Source organism: Janthinobacterium sp. LM6, from assembly GCF_002002885.1.
GTDB lineage: Bacteria > Pseudomonadota > Gammaproteobacteria > Burkholderiales > Burkholderiaceae_D > Janthinobacterium > Janthinobacterium kumbetense.
In genome coordinates this window covers 4,091,938-4,114,992 of the sequence record NZ_CP019510.1, presented here as the reverse complement: position 1 = coordinate 4,114,992, position 23,055 = coordinate 4,091,938, and the positions used below count along the sequence as shown (strand labels likewise).

Below are 23,055 nucleotides of genomic sequence, written 5' to 3'. Positions count from 1 at the left end.
GTGATGCTTATTCCTGACGGGGTGTGATGATGGCCGGCTCGGCCGGGGCCGCAGGGGCAGCCAGTTCGCGCAAGCGCGCTTGCGCCACGGCCTGGTCGAAGGCGGCGGGCGTCGTCTGCGCCAGGGTCAAGGCGCGCTGGTAATACGTGGCGGCCAGCCGGGGCTGGTTCAGCCGGTCCAGACCCACGGCCAGGTTGAAGGCATAGTCGGGATTGCCGGGTGCGGCGCCGTAGGCGCGGAAGAATTGCTGCTGCGCTTCGTTCCAGCGGCGCTGCTTGGCGTACACATTGCCCAGTGCAAACAGCACGGGGGCGCTGTCGGGGTTGCGCGCCAGGATGGCTTTCAATTTTGCCTCGCTCTGCGCCACGTCGCCCTGGCGCAGCCCGATCAGGCCGGCCAGCGCCTCGCCATCGTCGGGATTGATTTCCAGCAAACGCAGGTACAGGGCCGCCGCCTGCGCGCCCTGGTTTTCGCGCAGGGCCACGGCCGCCAGGCCCAGCAGCGCGTCGCGGTTGGTCGCATCCTGCCGCAGCACCGTTTCATATTGCTGACGAGCAAGGCCCAACTGGCCACCGTTGAAGGCTTGATAGGCTTGCTGCACGTCGGGGTTGATTTGCGGCGCGGCCACGCTGCGCTGTACCTGGATCTGGCTGTTGTCGGGCGCGGCCACCGGTGGCAGGCTGGGCGGCGCGGGCGGCGCCATGTGCGCCAGCTGCGCCGCCACGGCGGCCTGGGCCGCCGCCTGTATCATCGCTTGCTGCTCCGCCGCGTCGGGTTGCTGGCGCGGCGCCTGCTGTAATTCAGGCGGCAAGGCTTGTGGCGATGGCTCGGTGGCCGTTGCCGCGCCTGCTCCTGGCGCCACCACCACGACGGGGCCTGCGACGCCGGCCGTGCCCGGGGCATCCGTCAGCGGCATGGGTACGCCGGGCAGGTTGGCGCCCGCGCCAGGGCTGGTGCTGGCGCGCCAATACCAGTACGCCATGGAGCCGGCCACCAGCAGCAGGATCGCCAGCAGCACGGCCAGGCGCACGGTGGCCGGGTCGACGCTGATGGGTCCCGTGGGGCCTTTCGGCGGCGGATTGCTGCGGCTGGCGCGTGGCCGGGCGGGCGGCGCTTCAGGACGGGCGCGCGGCGGCTCGGGCGGCGGGCCTGGCTGCGTGCCTTGCTGCGACCCGGGCAGCGGCTCCGGCTGCGCGGCACTCTGTGCCGGCTGCGGCGCGGGCGCGTCCGCCAGCGGCTCCAGGCGCAATGTGCTGGCCGGCGGCGCGGGCGGCGGTGCCACTGGTGCGGGACGGGGCGGCAGGGCGTCGGCCGGCGCCAGTTCCAGCACCTGGTCGTAGGCTTCGGACGGCTTTTCCAGTTCTTCGTCGGAAAGGCTGTTCTGCTTGGCGCGCTCGGCTTTCTTGAGCGCCTGCATCAGCAAGCTCATGGGAAGTCTCCCTGCAAGCGCGCCTGCGGCCGCACGGGCGCCGCTGGCGGGCCATCCGTGTAGGGCTGGCTGTTGAGCGGCGCCTGGTCGGGCAGCAGGTAGCGGTAATCGCGGTAATCGCCTTCGACGCTGGCATCCTTGACGACGACGGGGCGCATGAAGATCACCAGCTCCGTCTTGCTGCTTGCCTCATTGCGATAGGTAAATAAATTGCCCACCAAAGGCAGGCTGGACAGGCCCGGCACGCCATCCTTGGCATTGTCGACGGAATCCTGCATCAAGCCGCCCATCACGGCGATCTGGCCATTGCCCACTTTCATGATCGATTCCAGCTCGCGCGCCTGGATCACGGGCACGCGGCTTTGCACGTTGGCCGTGGCCAGGGCCGGATTCGGGTCTTGCACGTAGCCGACGATGCGCGTGATGGTGGGGCGCACGTTGAGGGTCACTTCATCGCTGTCGGAAATCTGCGGCGTGACGCTCATGACGAAGCCGACGGGCACCGTTTCCAGCTTCGATTCATAGGTGGCCGGGGTGGTGATGGTGCCCGTCGAGCTGATCACGGCGGGCGTCACCTTGATGGTAAAGAAGACATTGTTGTCGACCACTTTCAGCATGGCCGTCTGGTTGTTCAGCACGCTGATCTTCGGGCTGGACAGCACTTTCACCTTGCCGAACGATTCGAGCAACTGGATGGTGGTGGAAAAGCTGTCCTTCAGATAATTGAGCAGGAAGATGCCGGGCGTGGCGTTCGGCGCGACGCCGCTGGACAGGCCCGCCGTGCCCACTTGCCCTTGCCGCAATTGCAGGCTGCCCGTCAGGCGCGACCAGTTGATGCCTTGCTGGTATTCATTGCTCAGGCGCACTTCGATGATGGTCGCCTCGATCAGCACTTGCCGCTTGGCGCTGTGCAATACCGCGTCGAGGAATTCGGCGATCTTTTCATGCTGGCGGCCCGTGGCGCGCACGGCGATCAGGCCGCCCTCGACGTTGACGACGACGGACGAGGGGCTGCCCTTGTTGGCCAGTTTGAGCAGCGGCATGCCGTTCGCGTCCAGCGGCTGGCCGGGAGCCGCATTCTGGCCGGGCGCCTGCTGGCCCGGTGCATTCTGACTCCCGTTCGGGTTGCCATACTGCATCGGCGGCTGGGCGCCGTACTGGCCAGCCGCACCGAGGGCAGGGTAGGCGCCGGCCTGGTTCTGCTGCTGGCCTTGCTGGCCCTGCTGGCCGGGCATGCTCGTCAATTGCTGGTTCAGCTGCGCCAGCGGGTCCACCTGCACGTCGTTGAGCGTGGTCTCGCGCAGCAGGTCGCGGATATTCTTTTCCAGGCTGTACCAGAAATTATTTTCCGAACGATTCACGACGAGGGTGGTCGAATTGTTGTTGCCGTTGCCGCCGCTGCCTTGCGTGCTGCCCACCGGGTTGCTGGCGTTGTTCGACCCGCCGCCTGCCGTGGAAATTTGCGTGGCGATATTCACGCTGCTGTTGGTGCTGCGCGCCATGTTGACGTAATCGACCTTGTAAGTGCGCCAGACGGGCGCGTCGGGCAGCACCGTCAGGTTCTTGCCATCGATTTCGTAGCGCATATCGACTTGCTTGCCGATACGCGCCAGCAATTGCGGCAGGGTCTGGTTCAGCGCATTCAGGGTGACGCTGCCTTCGATCTGCGGGTGGATGTCGATATTCATGCCCGCGTCGCGCGCCAGCGCAAACAGCAGCGATTGCACGGGCACCTTGTGCACGGTGACGCTGTAGGTTTCCACCTTGGGTGCGGGCAGGGGCGCGGCCAGCGCGCTGCTTTGCTGCACCGGTTCGGGAATGACGCCGGCGGCGACGGGCGCGGCATTGAGGTGGGCCGGCGACAGCGGCGTTTGATGCGTGGCGCAGCCGGCCAGCATGGTGCTGCAGGCGAGGGCGACCCAAGAGGTCAGCACAGGAATAGGGTGTTGAGTCATGAAAAGTTCGCCCTTGGAGTCGTGTTGTGCTTTTGTAATTTTACCCAGCATGATCGCTTAAAAGCAATCGGCTGTGCAGGCTTGGGAGGCAATATGCCGAAATAAAGTCAGGGGGCGCCACGCCCCGGTTTTGCCGGTGCCAAGGCTTTTATTTCTGTGCGGATACTGTCTATGTCGCTCAGCAATATTTTCTGCGGCGACGCCGGGGCCAGCCTGGCCCACACGGCTTCGGCGCTGGCCTGGTCGGCAAAGCTGCCATAGACGATGAGCAGGCGCGCGGCGGAGGCCGTGGGCGGCGTATTCGGGGACGCGGGCGCGGTTGCGGGGGCGGCGCCGGGCAGGCGAAACACGTGGAGGTCGTGCAGGCCGGTGGCTTGCTGCGCCTGTCGCAGGAAGGTTTCCGCCGCAACTGTCTCGGTGGCGGGCAGGCTGGCGATGTGCAGCACCAGTTGCCGCGGCCCTTGCCGCGCCAGCCAGTCGCGCGATTCGGCCAGCTTGCTGTCGAGCAACGTTGACGGGGCTGGCTGCGGTGCGCGCATAAGCGCTGCCTTGAGCGTGCCTGGGGCCGTGTCGGCGGGCGCGGCGGAGCGTGCCTGGGATGTCTGCCGGGATGCCTGGCTTGCCGGGGTCGCCATGCTGGCTGTCGCCGCTGTGCGATCCTCGCTGCCTGTCCGCCATTGCCACAGCAGCGCGGCGGCCAGCGACAGCATCAGCGCGCTCAAGGCGCCTGCCAGCAGCTTGCCCGCATGCCAGGGCGGGCGGTAAAAGGGGCTGTCCGCGATGGCCAGGCGCACGTGGCGCGCGCTGATTTCCTGCGCATCGTCCGCAAACGCGGCCAGCAAGGCCTTGTCGGCCAGGATATTGATCCTGCGCACGATGCCCTGCGCCGCGCGCGCCAGCCGGCGCAGCGCGGCCGGCGTGAAAACGAGCGGCGCCGCACGGCCGGCGGCGGCCAGGCGGCATGCCAGATAGTCGTCCAGCAAGGCTGGCGGCAGGCGCGGCACGCTGAAACTGTGGGTGATGCGTTCCTTCAATTGGCGGAACTGGGGCAAGTCCAGGGTATGTTGCAATTCCGGCTGGCCGAACAGGACGATCTGCAACAGTTTGTGGCTGGCCGTTTCCAGGTTCGTCAGCAGGCGCAGCGCTTCCAAGGTGGCGCCCGGCATGGCTTGCGCTTCTTCGGCCAGCAACACCACCTGGCGTCCCGCCGCATGCCTGGCGATCAGCTCGCCGTGCAGGGCGCGCAGCACGGCGTCGGCGCGGCAGCCGTCCAGTTCCAGGCCCAGTTCGGCGGCGATGGCGTGCAGGACTTCGTCCGGTTCCAGGCGGGGGTTGAGCAGATACAGTACGTCGACCTGGGCCGGCAGGCGCTCGGCCAGCATGCGGCACAGCATGGTCTTGCCGCTGCCCACTTCGCCCGTCAGCTTGATGATGCCTTCGCCTTGCGTGACGGCATACAGCAGCGCAGCGAGCAGCTCGCCCCGCGTATTGCCCGTATAAAAGAAGACCGGGTCCGGCGTGATGCCGAACGGCGCCGTGCGCAAGCCGAAATGGCGCAGATACATGCCGTGCGGCGAGGGCGCATGCGGCCTTCCGGGCGGCGTGGAGGGCGGGACGCGCGGGTCGGCGTTCATGCCGCGATGCAATTGAGGAAAGCCTGCTCCAGGCTGGCGTCGGCCGCGCCGCCATGGCGCGCGCGGCATTCGGCGGGCGTGCCCGCAAACACGATGCGGCCGCCATGCAGGATGGCCATGCGGTCGCACAATTCTTCCACGTCGGCCAGCGCATGCGAGGTGAGCAGGGCGCCGCGGCCTTGCGCGCGCGCTTGCCGCAATACCTGCTTGAATTGCGCGCGCGCTTTCGGGTCGAGTCCGCTCATCGGTTCGTCGAGCAGCAGTTGCGGCTTGCCCGATAGCAAGCATGCGGCCAGCCCCAATTTCTGCATCATGCCTTTCGAATACGCGCGCGCGGGGCGCAGCAGGGCGTCCGGCGCCAGGTCCAGCGCGTCCAGGGTTTGCTGCAGCGCTTGCGCATCGGGGCGCACCTTGTGCAGGCGCGCCAGATAGCGCAGGAAGTCGCCGCCCGTCAGGTAATACGGCGCCTGGAAGCGTTCCGGCAGAAACGACAGCGGCTGGCGCGCCGCGCCATGCCGGTGCGGCTGGCCGAAGATGGCGATCTCGCCCCGCTCGGGCGTACAGAAGTCCAGCAGGCATTTCAGCAGGGAAGTCTTGCCCGCGCCATTCACGCCAACCAGGCCGAACAGTTCCCCCGCGCGCACCTGCAGGTCGACGCCGCGCAGCACGGCGCTGCCCGCCAGCTGCAGATGCACGTTGTGGAACTCGATGGCGCAGGCGTTCATAGTGGCAATGGTCGGCAGGCAAGACGGGGCACGACCGCCATTATTGCCATGGGTGCCGGCGGGCGGCAAGTGTTTACTTGCCGAGTGTTGAAATGCGCAAAAATCAAATGATGGAATGTATTTTCTTTAAGAAACAACAGGTTCTGGAATAAAATACCTGCGCGCGCCGCTGGCGTGCATCGTTTGAAAAATTTGTCGAGGAGCAAGCATGGCAAGGCCAGAGAAAGTCCGGCTCGGTGAGATTTTGGTGCAGCAGAAATTGCTGACGGAAGAACAGTTGGGCCAGGCCTTGACGGAACAGAAGCGTTCGGGACGCAAGTTGGGCCGCGTTTTTGTCGAGCACGGCTTCGTCACGGAAGAGCAGATTTCGGGCGCCCTGGCGCGCCAGCTCGACATTCCCTACATCAACCTGAAGTTTTTCAACATCAATCCCGAACTGGTGCGGCTGCTGCCGGAAACCCAGGCGCGGCGCTTCCGCGCGCTGGTGCTGGAAGACCGCCGCGAGGGTTTGCTGGTCGGCATGTCCGATCCCACGGACCTGTTCGCGTACGATGAAATCTCGCGCCTGGTCAAGCGCCATATCGAACTGGCCGTCGTCAATGAGACGGAAGTGCTGGCCGCCATCGACCGCATTTACCGCCGCACGGAAGACATTTCCACCCTGACGCGCGAGCTGGAGCAGGACCTGGGCGACGTGTCCGTCGACTTCGGCGCGCTGGCCGCCAATCCGGGCCTGGAAGAGGCGCCCATCGTCAAGCTGCTGCAATCCGTGTTCGAGGATGCCACCCAGGTGCGCGCCTCGGACATCCACATCGAGCCGCAGGAAGGCCGGCTGCAGATCCGTTTCCGCATCGACGGCGTGCTGCACCTGCAGACGGAAGCGGACAGCAAGATCGCCAGTTCGCTGGCGCTGCGTTTAAAGCTGATGTCGGACCTCGATATTTCCGAGAAGCGCTTGCCGCAGGATGGCCGCTTCGCCATCCGCGTGAAAAACCAGCGCATCGACGTGCGTATTTCCACCATGCCGACGCAATACGGCGAATCGGTGGTGATGCGCCTGCTGAACCAGGGCGGCACGACCTTGCGCCTGGACGCCATCGGCATGCCGCCTGCGCTGGTGGCGCAATTCCGCGCCATCGTCAGCCGCCCGAACGGCCTCGTGCTGGTGACGGGGCCGACCGGCAGCGGCAAGACGACGACCTTGTACTGCGCCTTGTCCGAGCTCAATTCCGTGGAAAAAAAGCTCATCACGGTGGAAGACCCCGTCGAGTACCGCTTGCCGGGTATTAACCAGGTGCAAGTAAACGACAAGATCGAGCTGAATTTCGCCAGGGTGCTGCGCTCGGCCCTGCGGCAAGATCCCGACATCGTGCTGGTGGGCGAGATGCGCGACCAGGAAACGGCGCAAATCGGCTTGCGCGCCGCCATGACGGGCCATTTGGTGCTGTCGACCCTGCATACCAACGACGCCATCAGCACGCCGCTGCGCCTGATGGACATGGGCGTGCCCCGCTACATGGTGGGCAGCTCGCTGCAAGCCGTGCTGGCGCAGCGCCTGGTGCGCGTGATCTGCGAAAGCTGCAGCACGCCCTACGCGCCCACGCCGAACGAATACGAATGGCTGCGCCTGGAACTGGGCGAGCTGGTCGAGCGCAACCAGTATTTCCACGGCAAGGGCTGTTCGCATTGCAACGGCATGGGCTACCGGGGCCGCACGGGCGTGTACGAATTGCTGGAAATCACGCGCGCCGTGGCCGATGCCGCCAACCATGCCGATCCTTCCCACTTCATGAAGGTGGCGACGGCGCAGATGGCGGGCGAAACCCTGCGCCGCCACGCCGTGCAGCTGGTGGTCCAGGGCCGCACGACGGTGATGGAAGCGATGCGCATCAGCAACCAGAGCGAGGATTGAGGTGCCGTTTTTCTCCTACAAGGCGCGCAGCGCCAGCGGTGAACTGTTGACCGGCGTCATGGAAGGCGCCGACAGCGGCGCCGTGGCCGACCAATTGATGGCGGGCGGCAGCACGCCCGTCGACATCAGCGCCACGAAACAGACGGTGACGAAGGCGGGCGCCAACCAGCTGGGCTGGTGGGACAAGCTGACCGAGAAAAAGGTCACGCCCATGGACGTGCAGCTGTTCAGCCGCCAGCTGTACACTCTGCTGAAAGCGGGCGTGCCCATCATGCGCGGCCTGGCCGGCCTGCAGGAGTCCGCCATCAGCCCCGCGTTCGGGCGCATCATCAAGGATGTGCGCGAGTCGCTCGATGCGGGGCGCGAACTGTCGGCCGCCATGGCGCGCCATCCCGCCATCTTCACGCCGTTCTACCTGTCGATGGTGCGCGTGGGCGAAATGACGGGCCGGCTCGATGAAGTGTTCTTGCGCCTGTTCAACCACCTGGAATTCGACCGCGACATGCGCGCGCGCGTGAAAACGGCGACGCGCTACCCGACCTTCGTCGTTTTCGCCATGCTGGCCGCCATGATCGTGGTGAATATCTTCGTCATTCCCCAGTTCGAGAAGGTCTTTGCCAGTTTCCATGCGGAACTGCCCTTGATGACGCGCATCCTGATCGGTACCTCGCGCTTTACCGTGGCGTACTGGCCGATATTGCTGATGCTGGGCGTGGGCGGCTTTTTCGGCTGGCGCGCCTGGCTGCGCACGAAAGAGGGTCTATATAAGTGGGACCGCGCCAAGCTGCGCCTGCCGATCGCCGGCAAGATCATCCTGAAGGGCACGATGGCCCGCTTCGCGCGCAGTTTTGCCCTGTCGAGCACGAGCGGCGTGCCCATCGTGCAGGCGCTGACGGTGGTGTCGCAAACGGTCGACAACACGTATCTGAGCGCGCGCGTGGAGCAGATGCGCGACGGCGTCGAGCGGGGCGAAAGCATCTTGCGCACCTCCGTGGCGGCCGGCGTCTTCACGCCCGTGGTGCTGCAGATGATCGCCGTGGGCGAGGAATCCGGTTCGCTCGACGACCTGATGGACGAGATCGCGGACATGTACGAGCGCGAAGTCGACTACGAGCTGAAAACCCTGTCGGCGCAGATCGAGCCGATCTTGATCGTCTTCCTCGGCGCCATGGTGCTGGTGCTGGCGCTGGGCATCTTCCTGCCGATCTGGGACCTGGGCCGGGCGGCCCTGCACTGATGGCAAAACCGTTCCGCCAGCGCGGTTTCACCCTGTTCGAGCTGGCGGTGGCGGCGGGCGTGTTCGCCATCCTGACGGGGGTGTTCCTGAACCGGGTCAGCTATTACCAGCAGCAGGCACAGCAGGTGGCCGTGGCGCAGATGCTGGGCGTCCTGCGCACCAGCTTGCGCGTGCAGGTGCTGCACCTGTACCTGGCGGACCGGCGCGACCAGTTGCCGGCGCTGGCGCGGCAAAACCCGTTCGACTGGCTGATGGATAAGCCGGCCAACTATCTGGGCGAATTTGCGCAGCCGGAGCTTGAGAAATTGCCTGCGGGGAATTGGTTGTACGATAAAAAAGAGCAAAAAATCATCTATTTGTTTAGTAATGGCAATATTTTTCCCAGTAAAAGGGTTGATTTAGTGAAATTTAAGGTAATCTTGCCACGTGCGGATGCCGATCTTGACAAGCTCGCCCAGGAACCCGATATCGTGGTGTGGAAATCGCCGGACTCGGCAGCCAACTGACGCGCTTCCTGGTCCGGTGCAGCGACAGTGTCATGGCGTTGGTTTTGAAGTTTTTTATTTGATTTTGGAGAAAGCAAGAATGAACAAGTCTTTACGTAGTATGAAAAGCGGCGCCCAGGCAGGTTTTACCCTGATCGAACTGATCGTCGTCATCGTGATCCTGGGCATCCTGGCCGCCACGGCGATTCCTAAATTCATCGACATGTCGACCGATGCGCGCGTGGCCAAGATGCAGGCGGCCGCTGGCGCCCTCAAGGCAGGCGCGGCGCTGTACCATGCGCAGTGGCTGGTGAGCGGTTCGCCCGCCGATGGCAACTCGGTGAAGATGGAAGGTCAGGCGATTACCGGGGTAGGTGGCTATCCTACGGCCGATGCCGCCGGGATTGGACTGGCTGCGGGTATTGCCACTCCTGATTACGTGATCACAACTACCGCTGGTTTCGTCGTGACCCCTGATGCAACGCGCACGACATGTTCGGTCACGTACCCCGTCCCAACGGCGACTGTCGCCCCGGTAGTGTCCATTGCGGCAACTACCACCACGTGTAAGTAATTTTTGAGCACTCTGCAAGCAAGGCCCGGCCACGCCCGGCCTTGCTTGCGCACCACCAGCCCAACCCCAGGCGCCAGCCCGTTGGGCTTTTTTACGGGCCATCCATTGCAGCAGCCACCGACAGTCTTCCCGCATCGCCAAGCAGGGCCGCCACGCCCCCTGCTGCGCGCGGCTGCGCGCGGCTTCACCTTGATCGAGCTGGTGGCCGTGCTGGTGCTGGCGGGCTTGCTGGCGACCTTTGCCGTCAACCGGTTTTTCCAGCGCGACACTTTTGATGCGCGCAGTTTTACCGACCAGGTGACGAATATCGTGCGTTATGGACAAAAGCTTGCGGTGGCGCAAAACCGTGCCGTGTTTGTGCGCATCGATGCCGACAGCGTGGCCCTGTGCTTCGATGCCGTTTGCAGCGATGAGCAGAAAGTGGTGCCGCCCACGGGCAGGAACAGCGGCAGCAAGGATACCTTGAAGTATTGCACGGTGACCAACTGGCTGTGCGAAGGCCGTCCGTCCGGCGTGACCATGTCCACCGCTCCCCTCAATACGGCGGGCTTTTATTTCGATGCGCTGGGCCAGCCATATGCGAAGGGCGATGTGTTTCCTGCCGTATCGACCTTCCCCGCGCAGCTGAACATCAGCATCCAGGGCGATGGCACGAAGCGCGACGTCACGGTCGAAGGGGAGACCGGCTATGTCCACTAGCCAGCGGCGCCGGCGTGAGCGCGGCGTGACCCTGATCGAACTGGTGCTGTTCATCGTCATCGTCGGCCTGGCCTCGGCCGCCATCCTGGGCGTGATGAGCCTGACGACGAAACGCAGCGCCGACCCGCAGCTGCGCAAGCAGGCGCTGGCGATTGCCGAAAGCATGCTGGAAGAAATCCAGCTGGCGCGGTTTACCTATTGCGATCCGCAAGACCCGGCCGCGCAAACGGCCGCCAGCCCGGCTGGCTGCGCCGTCCCGGAAGGGCCGGGGGAAGAGGCGAACGGCGCGGGGCGGCCGTTCGACAACGTCAACGATTACGTGAGCGCGTATGGCACGGCCACGGAGTACAAGACGGATGCCCAGGGTAATGCCTGGGCTGCCAGCCCCACCCAGAAATACACTGCCTTGGTGACGATCACCGAGCAAGCCCTGAACGGCTTGCCTGCCACGGAAAGCCTGCATATCCAGGTGGTCGTGCCGTATGCCGACCAGCAGATCGTGCTCGACGGCTATCGCGTGCGCTATGCGCCGAACAGCATTCCATGAAAACTATCCTCAACATCAGGCGCCGCCCGCGCGGCTTTACCCTCGTCGAGATGGTCATCGTGATCGTCATCACGGGCATCATCGGCGCCATGGTCGCCGTCTTCATCCGCGTGCCCGTGCAAGGCTATATGGATGTCGCGGCGCGCGCGGTGCTGGCCGATGCGGCCGACACGGCGGCGCGCCGCCTGACGCGCGACGTGCGCCTGGCCCTGCCCAACAGCGTGCGCGTGTCGAACGACGGCCTGTTCCTGGAATTGCTGCTGACCAAGACGGGCGGGCGCTACCTGAGCGACAGCGATCCGTCGGGACTGGGCAACGTGCTGAGTTTCGAGACCCCTCCCGACCCCGGCCTTCCTCTGAACTTTAGCGTCGTCGGCGCCATGCCCGCCAATGCGCTGGGCGCGCGCCAGGCGATCAGCGTGGGCGACCAGATCGTCGTCTACAACCTGGGCGGGGAGTACGCGCCGAACAATGCGTATGCCTGCAGCGCGGCGAATGGCTGCAACCGCGCGCCCGTGACGGCCGTGTCCGGCAACGTCGTCACCTTGGGCAGCTATCCTTTCGCGACGGCGCCGGCGCCGCTGCCATCGCCATCGAACCGCTTCCAGGTGGTGTCGACGCCCGTCACCTATGCGTGCGATCTGGCGACCGGCACCTTGACCCGTTACGCCGGCTATGCCATCCAGGCCACCCAGCCGGTTGCGGCGGACTTGAAGGGGGGCGCCCAGCTGGCGCGCCAGGTGACGGCTTGCCGTTTCAGCTATGGCATTTTGGCCAACGTGCAGCGGGGTCTGGTGAATATCGACCTGAGCCTGGGCGCGGCGAACAGCAATACGGGCGTGCTGCGCCTGGTGCAACAGGTACAGGCGAGGAATACGCCATGAGGCGCCTGCTGCGCCACCGCGCCGGCCGCATGCGCGGTTTCAGCCTCGTCACGGCCATTTTCCTGCTGGTGGTGCTGGCCGCGCTGGCGGCCGTGATGGTGAATATCTCCACTTTCCAGCAGACGGAATCGGCCATGGACGTGCAGGGCGTGCGCGCCGAACAGGCCGCCCGCGCCGGTCTCGAATGGGGGCTGCAGAAACAGATCAGCGCCGGCTTGACGGCTGGCGCGGCGTGCATCGGCCCGGCTGATTTCAATTTGCCGGCGGGCACGACGCTGTCGGCCTTCCGCGTCACCGTGCAATGCAGCATGGCCACGGGGCCCGGCACCTTGACCAGCTGGACCATCACGGCCACGGCCTGCAACCAGCCTGGCGCGGCCGGCTGTCCGAATCCGGGCAACAACCCCGACTATGTCCAGCGCCGCCTGCAAGCCGTGCTGTCGCAGTAAGGTCAACTGCATGAAAAAAAGATCGCTAATTTATTGTTTTTACACAATAAAGTTGGCTTCATGAATTAAAATTGGCTGGATGCATTAACTGCGCGACAAGATCGGGCAGGCACTTACACTGGATAGGTCGCATGGGTTTATTCGCAAGAGCAAGGAAGTATGAGGGTTGGCTGGCCACGGCGTTTGGCCGGGAAGGCGTCAGCGCCGTCGTTGTCGAACGTCCCGCCGACGGCATGCCGCGCGTGCTGGGCGCCAGTTACCAGGCGGCCGCGCGGCCGGCGCCGGCCGAGGTGCTGGAAAAACTGGGCAAGGATGTGCAGGCGGCCGCGCGCCACTGCACCACCGTGCTGGCCGGCGGCGAATACCAGTTGCTGTCGCTGGAAGCGCCTGCCGTGCCGCGCGAGGAGCTGAAGACGGCCGTGGGCTGGCGCTTGAAGGACATGCTGGACTTTCCCCTGGCCGAAGCCACCATCGACGTGTTCGACATCCCCGGCGACCCGAACGGCACCCAGCGGGGCAGCAGCGTGTTTGCCGTCGCCGCGCGCAACAGTGCCGTATCGCGGCGCCAGGCGCTGTACGCCGAATGCAAGATCGGCCTGTCCGTGATCGATATCCCCGAGATGGCGCAGCGTAATATCGCCACCTTGCTGGAAACGCCGGGACGCGGCATCGCCGTGCTGTATTTCGATGGCGACGGCGGCTTGCTGACCATGAGTTTCAACGGCGAGCTGTACCAGGCGCGCCGCATCGACGTGACCCTGACGCAATTGCAGTCGCCCGACGCCAGCCAGTACTACGACCGCGTCACCCTGGAACTGCAGCGCTCGTTCGACCACTTCGACCGCCAGTTCCATTTCATTTCGCTGGCCCGATTGATGCTGATGACGGGCGCGGCCGATGGCTTGCACGCCTATCTGGCCGACAATCTCTACATGCCGGTCGAGCAGCTGGACCTGGCCACGGTGCTGGACTTGTCGCAGGCCGCCGAATTGCGCGACCCCGCCATGCAGGCGCGCTACTTCCTGGCCATCGGCGCCGGCTTGCGCGAGGTTGGCTTGCATCCGGGCAAGCACGAAGGGAAGGGCGCATGAGCCAGCAGATCAATCTGTTCAATCCCCAGTTTGAACTGCAAAAACACCATATGTCGGCGCGCACGGCCGGGCTGGCCCTGGGCGGCCTGGCGCTGGCCCTGCTGGCCGTGGGCGTGCTGGCCCAGCAGGCAATGGCCGGCCTGGAGCAGCGCGAAGCGGGCGTCAAGGCGGCGCTGGCGCAAGGCGAGGCGAAGCGCGACCAGACGCTGCGCGATTTCCCTCCACGCAAGAAAGATCCCGCGCTGGCGCAGGAACTGGCGGCCGTCGAGGCGCAGCGCCAGCTGCTGCAGGATGCGTCGAACGTGCTGGAAAGCGGCAAGCTGGGCAATACCCTCGGCTATGCCGGCTATTTCCGCGCGCTGGCGCAGGCGCGGGTCGAGGGCGTATGGCTGACGGGCGTGGATATTGCCGGCGCCGGCAATGACTTCGGCTTGCAGGGCCGCGCCTTGCACGCGTCGCTGCTGCCCGCGTACATCACGCGCCTGGGCCAGCAGGAGGTACTGAAAGGCAAGACCTTCGCCAGCCTCGACATTGGCCAGCCCGGGCAGCCGGCCGTGGCCGAGGGCAAGGCGCCTGGCCTGCCGTATGTCGCGTTCAGCCTGCAGTCGGCCGACCGCGCCGCCGGCCCGGCCGGGCCTGCCTCGCCGCCGAAACCTGTTACGGAAGGAACACGCTGATGCTGCCCTTGCTGAAGAAATGGGCCGCCGCCTTCGACGCCCTCAGCCTGCGCGAGCGGCTGATGGTGTTCGGCGCCGGTGCGGCCGCCGTCCTGTTCGTGTTTTATTTCATGAGCTTCAATCCCCTGCTGGCGAAACGCGCCGCGCTGGAGGCGAGCATTGCGCAAAAACAAAGCCTGTTGACGGCCACCGACAAGGAAATCGAGCTGACCATGCTGGCCCATGCCACCGATCCCGACCGGGAAGCGCGCACGCGCCTGCTGGCCTTGCAGGCGGAAACGGCGTCCCTGGCGCGGGCGCTGCGCGAGAAACAGCATGGCCTGGTGGCGCCCGAGCGCATGGTCACCTTGCTCGAACACCTGCTACGCCGGCATGCCGGGCTGCGCGTGGTGTCGCTGAAAACCCTGCCTGCCAGCGCCGTGGGCGCGCGCCAGGCCGACAGCGCGAACGGCGATGCGGCGGCCAGGGCGGCGACCCCGGCACCGTTGCTGCACCAGCACGGCGTGGAAGTGGTGCTGCAAGGCAGCTATGCGGACATGGTGCAATACATGCAGGCGCTGCAAGCGATGCCGACGCGCGTCTTCTGGGGCGCCGCCCACCTCGACGCTGCCAGCTACCCGGGCGCCACCCTGACCCTGACCTTACATACCCTCAGCATGGACGATACATGGATCGCACTCTGACCCTGGGTTCCGCGCTGTTGGCGCCTGTCTTGATGCTGAGCCTGGCATCGCCGGACGCGCAGGCGCAGGCGCTCGACGACCCGACGCGTCCGCCCGCGGCCCTGTGGGCGCCCGCCAGCGCCGCGCCCGTCGTCGCGGCCCGGCCGCAGCTGCAATCGGTGCTCATCTCCACCCAGCCGGGCGGGCGCCGCCTGGCCGTCATCGATGGCCAGACGGTCAAGGTGGGCGGCAAGGTGGGCGACGCCGTGGTGGTGGAAATCCGCGACACGGCCGTATTGTTGCGGCGTGGCAAATCACTGGAAACCTTCAAGCTGTACCCCAGCAGCAAGACCGACAATAAGACCGATCGCAAGACCGACCGCAAGCAGGAGTAGAAGAAGTGGCCAAGCAACTCAATCAACACAAGGCGAGCATGTTCAAGATCAGTACGATGGCGGCTGTCATCAGCGTCAGCCTGGGCCTGGGCGGCTGCAACGTCGCGCCCGTCAAGCGCGACACCTATAATGCGATCACCGATGCCGTCAAGGGCGCGGCGGCCACCACGGCGCCAGCGGCCCAGCCGGACGCCGTGGAAGCGGCGCTGCTGCCGCCCGTGGCGGCCCTGGCCCAGCAATTGCCGAAGGCCCGCGCCGCGCTCGACGAGCGCTTCAACGTGGCTTTCAACAATGTGCCGGCGCGCCAGTTCTTCACCTCTATCGTCGCCGGCACGCGCTACAACATGCTGGTCCATCCCGACATCGGCGGCACGATTTCCGCCAACCTGAAGGACGTGACGCTGTTCCAGGCGCTCGACGCCGTGCGCGAACTGTATGGCTACGATTACAAGGTCGAGGGCACGCAGATCTATATCAAGCCCCTGACCATGCAGACGCGCTTGTTCCACGTCAATTACCTGACGGGCGCGCGCCGCGGCAGTTCCAACTTGCGCGTCTCGTCGACGTCGGTCGGTTCCGTCGGCTCGACCAATTCGGGCGGCTCGGGCAACAGCGGCAATAACAACCAGGGCAATAACCAGAACAACGAGCAAAACCAGCAGACGAACGGCGGCCAGGGCGGCCGCACCCTGGACAGCAGCAACCTGACCACCTCGTCGACGGCGGATTTCTGGCCGGAATTGAGGGCGGCGCTGGAAGCCATCGTCGGCAGCAGCGACGGCGGCCGGCAAGTGGTGCTCAGCCCGCAATCGGGCGTGATCGTCATCCGCGCCATGCCGGAAGAGTTGCGCAATGTCGACATGTACCTGAAGGCCACGCAACTGTCCGTCGACCGCCAGGTGATCCTGGAAGCGAAAATCCTCGAGGTCGAGCTCAACGACAACACGCAGACGGGCATCAACTGGGCCTCGTTCGCCTCGATCAAGAGCGGCCACACGAACCGCATCTCGACGGGCTTCATCCAGCCGGGCGGCACGCTGGCGCCGCTGCCGTTCAATGGCGGCCAGCCGCCCAACATGACGAATGGCAGCGGCTTGACGGCCAGCAGCGGCTTTGGCCTCAGCTCGGCGGCGAACTCGGCCGGTTCCATGTTCGGCCTGGCCTTCCAGACGGCCAATTTCGCGGCGATGATTTCCTTCCTGGAATCGCAAGGCTCCGTGCACGTGCTGTCGAGCCCGCGCATTGCCACCATGAATAACCAGAAGGCCGTGCTGAAGATCGGCACCGACGAGTTTTACGTGACGGGCGTGTCGACCACGACGAATACGACGGCCAGCGGCGCCACCACCAGCCCCAATGTGACCTTGCAGCCGTTCTTTTCCGGCGTGGTGCTGGACGTGACGCCGCAGATCGATGCGGATGGCAACATCATCCTGCACGTGCACCCGTCCGTCAGCCAGGTGTCGACCATCAGCAAGGAAATCGACCTGGGCAGCGCCGGCTCGCTGAAACTGCCGCTGGCCGCCTCCAGCACGTCGGAGATGGACAGCATGGTGCGCAGCCAGGATGGCCGCATCGTCGCCATCGGCGGCCTGATGCGCCAGGCGACGACGGCGGACCGCTCGCAAGTGCCGGGCGCGGGCGACCTTCCCGTGCTGGGCGCGCTGTTCCGCAACACGGGGCAGGTGATCCAGAAGCGCGAGCTGGTGGTGCTGATCAAGCCCACCATCGTCGACGGCGCCAACAGCTGGAACGAGGACTTGCTCGATTCGGGCAAGCGCATCGAGGCGCTCGACCCGCGCCGTCCGTCGGAGCGGCGCTAAATGTACCAGGCCCATTTCGGCTTGCGCGAGGCGCCGTTCGGCCTCACGCCCGATACCAGTTTCTTCTTCAACGGCCCGCAGTCGCAAAAGGCGCTCAACACCCTGCTGGTGGCGGCGCGCAATGGCGAGGGCTTCATCAAGATCACTGGCGAAGTGGGGACTGGTAAAACCTTTTTGTGCCGCAAGTTCATGCAATCGTTGGGACCGGACTTCGTCACGGCCTACATCCCGAATCCGAACTTGCCGCCCCGTTCGCTGATCCTGGCCCTGGCGGACGACCTTGATGTGTTGCTGGAGAAAGATGCTGATCAGCATCAACTACTCAAGTCGCTCAACTTGCGTTTGCTCAACCTGGCGGCGCAGGGCAAGCGCGTGCTGCTGTGCCTGGACGAAGCGCAGGCGATTCCCGTCGACAGCCTGGAAGCGCTGCGCCTGCTGACGAATCTGGAAACGGAAAAGCGCAAGCTGCTGCAGATCGTGCTGTTCGGCCAGCCGGAATTGGACGTCAAGCTGGCCCTGCCGGAAATCCGCCAGTTGGCGCAGCGCATCACCTTTCACTATCACCTGGGGCCCTTGTCGCGCGACGACGTGGATTTCTATGTGGCGCACCGCCTGCGCGTGGCCGGTTTCGACGGCGCGCGCCTGTTCAGCCGTGGCGGCGTGAGCAAGCTGTACAAGGCTTCCGGCGGCATCCCGCGCCTGATCAACATCATGGCGCACAAGGCGCTGATGGTGGCGTATGGCGAAGGGCGGCAGCAGGTGAGCGGGCGCCACGTGGCGCTGGCCGCCAGCGATACCCTGGCCAGCAAGCCTCGGCCCTTCTGGCAGCGGCCGTGGCCGTGGCTGGCGGGCGCCGGCGTGCTGGCCGCTGCCTGCGGCGCAAGCTGGACTTTATTGAACCGATGACGAAGATGAGCCTGTAGATGAGCCTGATTAACAAGATGTTGCAAGACCTCGATGCCCGCGGCACCCCCGATGGACGCGGCGACGCGGCCGGCATCCGCTCCGTGCCCGAACGCGAGCGGGGCGTTTCGCGCGCGCTCGTTTTCGGCGGCGCGGCCGGCCTGACGGCCGCCGCCATCGCCCTGGGCTGGGTCTACCTGAAACGGCCGCCCGTGCCGCCCGTGCTGGTGAATGTGGCCAGCAATCCGGTTCCGGCGCCGGTGCCAGTCCCAGTCCCAGTCCCTGTGCCTGCGGCCGTTGCTCCCGCGCCCGTGGCGGCGGCCCCGGCGGCGGAACCCGAGCCCGTGTTCCAGGCCGAGGAGACGGTTGCGCCAGCCAGCCTGCGCGCTGAGGATCTGCGCCGCATGACTGCAAAGCCGGCCAAGCCTGCCGTGGCGCCCGTGGTGAAGACGGCAGTGCCTGTCGCCAGCGAACGCATCATTGATGGAAAACAAGTCACGCCGCAGCAGCGCGTGGAGAATGAATACCGGCGCACGCTGGCGCAGTTGCAGGATGGGCGCGTGTCCGACGCCATGCTGGCCTTGCAGCAGACCCTGCAGCTCGATCCGCGCCACCAGGGCGCGCGCGAAACGCTGGTGCGCCTGCTGCTCGAAGCGCAGCGTCCCGACGAGGCGGCCCGCCAGTTGCAGCTGAGTTTGGCGCTGGACCCGAAACAGCCGGCGCAGGCGATGATGCTGGCCCGTTTGCAGCTGGACAAGGCCAACGGCGGCGCGGCGGCCCTCGATACCCTCATGCGCAGCTTGCCTTACGCCAGCGACAGCGGCGAGTATCACGCCTTCCTGGCCGGCGTGCTGCAGCGCGAGCAGCGCTACCGCGAAGCGGCCGACCACTACCAGCTGGCCCTGCAGGCGGCGCCCGACAACGGCGTCTGGTGGATGGGTCTCGGCATCGCCTTGCAAGCGGACAACCACCCGGCCCAGGCGCGCCAGGCGTTCGAGCGGGCCAAGGGCTTGCAAACCCTGTCGCCGCAGCTGCAGGCGTTCGTCGAGCGCAAGCTGGTGCAGTTGACGGCGGCTGCGGCGAAGTAATTTTGACCTCAATGAAAGAAACAGCTTGACGCCTCTGCATCTGCTCATCGTCCTGTGCTGCCTGGCCGGCAGCACCCAGGCCGCGCCCGCCAGCGCCCCTGCCAGCTACGTTCTTGAAAATACGGAAGTGCGCGATATCCGCGCGCAAGCCTTGAAGCGCGACTACCAGCTGTATGTCGCCTTGCCCGATTCCTATCGGCAGGGCAATAAGCGCTATCCGGTGCTGTTCGTCGTCGATGCCAATTATTCGTTTGCCATCGTGCGCAATATCGCGCAGCGCCTGAACAAGCATGCGGGGATGGAAGAAGTCATCGTGGTCGGCTTGTCGTACGCCAACGGCGATGGCGGGGTGTACAGCCGCCGTCGCGACTACACGCCCACCACGCCGCGCAAGCACGATTACCGCTCGGACATGCCGGGACGGCAGCCGGCGTTCGGCGAAGCGAAGGCATATGGCCAGTTCATCTCGGGCGAGGTGTTTCCCTTTATTGCGCAGCACTATCGCGCGAACATGCAGCGCAAGGTGTTTATCGGCCACTCGTACGGCAGCCTGCTGGGCCTGCAATTCCTGCTGACGGAACCGCGCACCTTCGAGCACTACATCCTCGGCAGCCCGTCGCTGTGGTACGACGCCGGCGTCATGTTCGACCGCGAACAGGCGTATGCGGCCAGCCACAAGGACTTGCCGGCGTCCGTGTTCTTCGGCATCGGCGGCCTGGAAAAGTTGGCGGCGGGCAAGAAACGTTCGCGTGCGGAGGAAGAGGCCGACATGCTGGCCGACTTGCGCGAATTCGATGGAAAGTTGACATCGCGCAAGTTCCCCGGCCTGAAGACGCGCTTGCGCGTCTTCGCGGATGAAGATCACGCGAGCGTGTTTCCTTTCGTGCTCACGCATGGCTTGCGGGCATATTTGACGTCCGCAAAATGACGGGCGCTCACGGGCGCATCAATGCCGGCAGGATCAGCTTGGTCAGCAATTTTTCGCTGAGGCCATGGGCGTCGCGCACCTGGAAGTTGGTCGTGGTGATGACGACCACGGCATCGAGTTCCGGCAATACCAGCACTTTATTGCCGCCGGAACCCGCCATGCCGTAGCTTTGCACCGTGCGGCCATTCGCCGTGAACGGCTGCAGCCACCACAGGTAACCGTAGTCCATGCCTTCGCGCGCGTTGGCATGGGGCGCGATCGAGCGCCTGACCCATTCCGCCGGCATCACCTGCTTGCCATGCCAGCGCCCGCCGTCGAGGTAGAGCTGGCCCAGCTTCATCAGGTCCACGCTGCGCAGCTGCAAGCCGCCGCCCGTCATGGCGCTGCCCTTGGGCTGGAATTGCCATTTCACCTTGTCGATGCCAAGCGGCTGGAACAGGTTGGCGGCGGCGAAGTCCGGCACGCCCTGGCCGCTCACCTTTTCAAGCAGCGGTCCCAGCAGGGTTACGCCGGCCGTGCAATAGCTCCAGGCGCGGCCGTACGGCGATTGCTCGGGGCGGGGCTGCCATTCGGGAAAGCCGCGGATCGGCAAGTCGGCCACGAAGCGGCTCCAGTCTTCCACCAGATACATGCGCTCTTCATTGCCGCGCGAATGCTGGTTGTCGTCGTCGCACTCAAGCAGCGAGCTCATGGTCAGGAAATCCTCGACCGTGATCTTGTCCTTGCGCGGGTCGGCGTAGGCCAGCGGGCGCAGTTCCGGAAAATACGGCAGCACGGGGGTGTCGGCGCGCAGGAGCTTGCGCTCGATGGCCAGGCCGACCAGCATGCCGGCCACCGTCTTGCCCACCGAGCGCGTGTTGCGCAGGCTTTCGGCGCCATCCTTGTCGAAGTAGTGTTCGTAAAGCAGCTTGCCATGCTGCGCCACCACGACGCTGGTGACCTGCTTGAAGTCGCCCGCTTCGATGGCGGTGGTGACGCCGTCCAGTTCGCCTGCGTGGACGCTGCTGCCGAAGGCGAGAAGAAGGGGTAAATATCGCAACATGGTGTGCTCCTGAGTTGGAAAAGTGCAGTCTAGTCTTGTAAATTGGGCATTGTCTTGGACGTTTGAAACATTTGGCGGCGATAGTTGCTGGGCGTCATGCCGTAGCGGGCCTGGAAGGCGCGCGTCATGTGGCTCTGGTCGGCAAAGCCCACGCTCAGCGCCACCTCGGCCATGCTCAGTTCCGGGCGGCGCAGCAGGCCGCTGGCCTGGTCGACGCGGCGCCAGCGCAGCAGGTCGCCCGGCGAACAGCCCCAGGCCTGGCGGAACACGCGGGCCAGGTGCACGGGATGCACCTCCAGGGCGGCGGCCACGTCGGCGATGCGCAGGTGCGTGTCATTGGCCAGGTCCATCACGGCTGCATACGCCTGGTGCGCCCAGCCGGGCAGGGCGGGGCGCGCCTGCCGGGGCGCCTTGTGCAGGCTGGCCAGCATCTCCCACGCACCCGCTTCGAGCAGGGCGCCATCGCCGCCGCGGCCCACTTCGCGCGCGAGCCGGAACGCGGCCGCTGCGCTGGCCGTATCGCGCAACACGCTGGCGCACTCCTGGGCCGCATGCAATTCCTCGGCGCCCGACAGCAGGGCAGGGTCGAGCGATACCGTCATGAAACTGCCCTTGCCATCGACGAAGCGGTCGCGGTGCGTCGTGCCGGCAGGATTGAAGACGAGGGTGGGCGAAGGCGCGCGCGGCGGGGCGTGCAGGGCGCTGGAAATATAGGTGCCGGACAGAACAAAAACGAAGTGGGCATCGTCATGCCGGTGCGTTTCGACTTCATCCTCGCCGCGCGTGGCCTTCAGGCGGCGGATATCGAAGATGCTGCCGCGCGCGCCGTGATGCACGTCGCCATAGAACTGGCCGGACTTGAACTGGAGTGGAGTGGTCATATCGACATGGTATGTGCGGCCGCCAGGCCAGGCCAGCGCGGGCCGACGAATGGCGCCAGGCGCAGGATGAACGGTCGATACAGGGGAATGCACGGGAGTTGCGCGGCATCAAGCTGGCGTTCCGTGGCAGACGTGCGGCCGTGCAGCGGTGTATCTGTGTAAAATTTGCAAAGTGTCCAGTTTGCATCATTGATACCGGATCACGCCATGGGCAAGCGCCAGCTTCGTCATGCACTCACCGGCCGCCGCAAGCGGTCATCGATAAGGTCAGATTACATGCGTACATTGAATGAATTACTCGATAGTGAAGACCCGGCATTTCCGCTGATCAAACAATGGGCCAGCGAGGCCGACTTGCCGGTGGAATTGCTGCCACCTTCGGCCGGCAGGGAGGATGTGCTGCTGAGCCTGCAGATCACCACGCGCTCACCCCTCGGTGCGATCGCCTATGAAACGGGGGGCATCCTGGTGGATGGCGGCTGGCTGCGCATACTGGGCTCGGGCCATGACAAGCTGGAACGGAACATTGCTACTTGGAACGAAGGAAAGGCCGACGGTTTTCTGTTGGTGGCCGATGACGTGCTGGGCGGCTTTTTTGCCCTCAACGGCGGCGCGCTCGGCCCCGATCAGGGCCAGCTTTATTACCTTGCCCCCGAGACACTGGAGTGGGAAGCGCTGGAGATCGGCTACACGGCGTTTGTCGAATGGGCTTTTACCAGCCAGTTGCGGCAGTTTTACGGCCGGCAGTCCGGCGACGCGCATGGCTTTGAGGAATTGCCCGAATTGCCCTTGCCCGGTGACCTCTGCCTGAATTTTTATCCATTCCTGTGGACGCAAGAGGGTTCCCTCAAGACCAGTTCGCGGCGCGCCATTCCCGTGCAAGAGCAGTGGGCGCTCAACCTTGATCTGCAACAGAAGTTGCTGGATGCGCCTGCGGACGCGCGCTGAGGCATGGCTTGCGGGCGTCTTTGAACGCATCGCCATGCGCACCCCGCGCCGGCGAAATGGCGTTTCAATCCCCGATTCAAGCGCTTT

23 protein-coding genes and 1 pseudogene are annotated in these 23,055 nt (G+C 65.2%); 18 read left to right on the top strand and 6 right to left on the bottom strand.

Features of this window, described 5'->3' with window-relative positions:
* Positions 1-7: 7 nt before the first annotated feature.
* From BZG29_RS18070 to BZG29_RS18055, 4 genes are all read right to left on the bottom strand, one after another.
* Positions 8-1,429, bottom strand: a complete 1,422-nt coding sequence (locus tag BZG29_RS18070) for a tetratricopeptide repeat protein (RefSeq protein WP_253192634.1) — start codon at positions 1,427-1,429, stop codon at positions 8-10.
* Positions 1,426-3,384: a pilus (MSHA type) biogenesis protein MshL gene (mshL, locus tag BZG29_RS18065; protein ID WP_077409168.1), complete on the bottom strand. Its 1,959-nt coding sequence runs from the start codon at positions 3,382-3,384 to the stop codon at positions 1,426-1,428. The genes BZG29_RS18070 and mshL (BZG29_RS18065) overlap by 4 nt, the downstream gene beginning before the upstream one ends.
* Positions 3,385-3,491: 107 nt before the next feature.
* Positions 3,492-5,018: an AAA family ATPase gene (locus BZG29_RS18060; protein ID WP_253192633.1), complete on the bottom strand. Its 1,527-nt coding sequence runs from the start codon at positions 5,016-5,018 to the stop codon at positions 3,492-3,494.
* Positions 5,015-5,743, bottom strand: a complete 729-nt coding sequence (locus tag BZG29_RS18055) for an ABC transporter ATP-binding protein (protein WP_077405848.1) — start codon at positions 5,741-5,743, stop codon at positions 5,015-5,017. The genes BZG29_RS18060 and BZG29_RS18055 overlap by 4 nt, the downstream gene beginning before the upstream one ends.
* Before the next feature lie 208 nt (positions 5,744-5,951).
* Between BZG29_RS18055 and BZG29_RS18050 the strand changes: the two genes are divergently transcribed.
* The 17 genes and pseudogenes from BZG29_RS18050 (at position 5,952) to BZG29_RS17975 (ending at position 20,097) form a co-directional block, all read left to right on the top strand.
* A complete protein-coding gene (locus tag BZG29_RS18050; protein WP_034781098.1) occupies positions 5,952-7,655 on the top strand; it encodes a GspE/PulE family protein in 1,704 nt (567 codons plus the stop codon).
* Position 7,656: 1 nt separating this feature from the next.
* Positions 7,657-8,892, top strand: a complete 1,236-nt coding sequence (locus tag BZG29_RS18045) for a type II secretion system F family protein (RefSeq protein WP_077405845.1) — start codon at positions 7,657-7,659, stop codon at positions 8,890-8,892.
* Positions 8,892-8,945 (top strand): annotated as a pseudogene (locus tag BZG29_RS28750) (prepilin-type N-terminal cleavage/methylation domain-containing protein); the annotation flags it as partial. The gene BZG29_RS18045 and the pseudogene BZG29_RS28750, both read left to right, overlap by 1 nt.
* 6 nt (positions 8,946-8,951) lie before the next feature.
* Entirely contained in the window at positions 8,952-9,398 is a 447-nt protein-coding gene (locus BZG29_RS18040; RefSeq protein ID WP_253192632.1) for a hypothetical protein, read from the top strand.
* A gap of 79 nt (positions 9,399-9,477) precedes the next feature.
* A complete protein-coding gene (locus BZG29_RS28685; protein WP_150130982.1) occupies positions 9,478-9,951 on the top strand; it encodes a prepilin-type N-terminal cleavage/methylation domain-containing protein in 474 nt (157 codons plus the stop codon).
* Between the two features lie 45 nt (positions 9,952-9,996).
* Entirely contained in the window at positions 9,997-10,650 is a 654-nt protein-coding gene (locus tag BZG29_RS18030; protein ID WP_253192631.1) for a Tfp pilus assembly protein FimT/FimU, read from the top strand.
* The gene (locus tag BZG29_RS18025) at positions 10,640-11,197 is read left to right on the top strand and encodes a type II secretion system protein (protein WP_077405836.1); all 558 of its coding nucleotides are present in this window, start codon (positions 10,640-10,642) and stop codon (positions 11,195-11,197) included. The genes BZG29_RS18030 and BZG29_RS18025 overlap by 11 nt, the downstream gene beginning before the upstream one ends.
* Positions 11,194-12,081, top strand: coding sequence for a prepilin-type N-terminal cleavage/methylation domain-containing protein (locus BZG29_RS18020; RefSeq protein WP_077405833.1), 888 nt, complete (start codon positions 11,194-11,196; stop codon positions 12,079-12,081). Before BZG29_RS18025 ends, BZG29_RS18020 begins: the two co-directional genes overlap by 4 nt.
* Positions 12,078-12,530, top strand: a complete 453-nt coding sequence (locus BZG29_RS18015; RefSeq protein ID WP_077405830.1) for a hypothetical protein — start codon at positions 12,078-12,080, stop codon at positions 12,528-12,530. The genes BZG29_RS18020 and BZG29_RS18015 overlap by 4 nt, the downstream gene beginning before the upstream one ends.
* Positions 12,531-12,661: 131 nt before the next feature.
* Complete coding sequence (locus tag BZG29_RS18010; RefSeq protein WP_077405827.1) at positions 12,662-13,621, top strand: agglutinin biogenesis protein MshI; 960 nt, start codon at positions 12,662-12,664, stop codon at positions 13,619-13,621.
* Positions 13,618-14,298 (top strand): PilN domain-containing protein, encoded by a 681-nt coding sequence (locus tag BZG29_RS18005; RefSeq protein WP_077405824.1) that lies wholly within the window; start codon positions 13,618-13,620, stop codon positions 14,296-14,298. Before BZG29_RS18010 ends, BZG29_RS18005 begins: the two co-directional genes overlap by 4 nt.
* Positions 14,298-14,981 (top strand): type II secretion system protein GspM, encoded by a 684-nt coding sequence (gene gspM / locus BZG29_RS18000; RefSeq protein ID WP_077405821.1) that lies wholly within the window; start codon positions 14,298-14,300, stop codon positions 14,979-14,981. The genes BZG29_RS18005 and gspM overlap by 1 nt, the downstream gene beginning before the upstream one ends.
* A complete protein-coding gene (locus BZG29_RS17995; protein WP_253192630.1) occupies positions 14,966-15,355 on the top strand; it encodes an MSHA biogenesis protein MshK in 390 nt (129 codons plus the stop codon). The genes gspM and BZG29_RS17995 overlap by 16 nt, the downstream gene beginning before the upstream one ends.
* A 38-nt stretch (positions 15,356-15,393) precedes the next feature.
* Positions 15,394-17,178: a pilus (MSHA type) biogenesis protein MshL gene (gene mshL / locus BZG29_RS17990; protein WP_077409164.1), complete on the top strand. Its 1,785-nt coding sequence runs from the start codon at positions 15,394-15,396 to the stop codon at positions 17,176-17,178.
* Positions 17,179-18,084 (top strand): AAA family ATPase, encoded by a 906-nt coding sequence (locus tag BZG29_RS17985; RefSeq protein WP_077405818.1) that lies wholly within the window; start codon positions 17,179-17,181, stop codon positions 18,082-18,084.
* A gap of 17 nt (positions 18,085-18,101) precedes the next feature.
* Positions 18,102-19,169 carry a tetratricopeptide repeat protein gene (locus BZG29_RS17980; RefSeq protein ID WP_253192629.1) on the top strand — a complete coding sequence of 356 codons (1,068 nt, stop codon included), beginning with the start codon at positions 18,102-18,104 and terminating at the stop codon, positions 19,167-19,169.
* Between the two features lie 25 nt (positions 19,170-19,194).
* Positions 19,195-20,097: an alpha/beta hydrolase-fold protein gene (locus tag BZG29_RS17975; RefSeq protein WP_253192628.1), complete on the top strand. Its 903-nt coding sequence runs from the start codon at positions 19,195-19,197 to the stop codon at positions 20,095-20,097.
* 7 nt (positions 20,098-20,104) lie between these two features.
* Here BZG29_RS17975 and BZG29_RS17970 read toward each other — a convergent pair whose 3' ends face one another.
* Both BZG29_RS17970 and BZG29_RS17965 read right to left on the bottom strand, forming a co-directional pair.
* On the bottom strand, positions 20,105-21,139 hold the full coding sequence (locus BZG29_RS17970) for a serine hydrolase (RefSeq protein WP_077405812.1): 1,035 nt from the start codon (positions 21,137-21,139) through the stop codon (positions 20,105-20,107).
* A 29-nt stretch (positions 21,140-21,168) separates the two neighbouring features.
* Positions 21,169-22,020: a helix-turn-helix transcriptional regulator gene (locus tag BZG29_RS17965; RefSeq protein ID WP_077405810.1), complete on the bottom strand. Its 852-nt coding sequence runs from the start codon at positions 22,018-22,020 to the stop codon at positions 21,169-21,171.
* Positions 22,021-22,227: 207 nt separating this feature from the next.
* Between BZG29_RS17965 and BZG29_RS17960 the strand changes: the two genes are divergently transcribed.
* Entirely contained in the window at positions 22,228-22,968 is a 741-nt protein-coding gene (locus BZG29_RS17960; RefSeq protein WP_253192627.1) for a DUF2625 family protein, read from the top strand.
* The last annotated feature ends 87 nt before the right edge of the window (positions 22,969-23,055 follow it).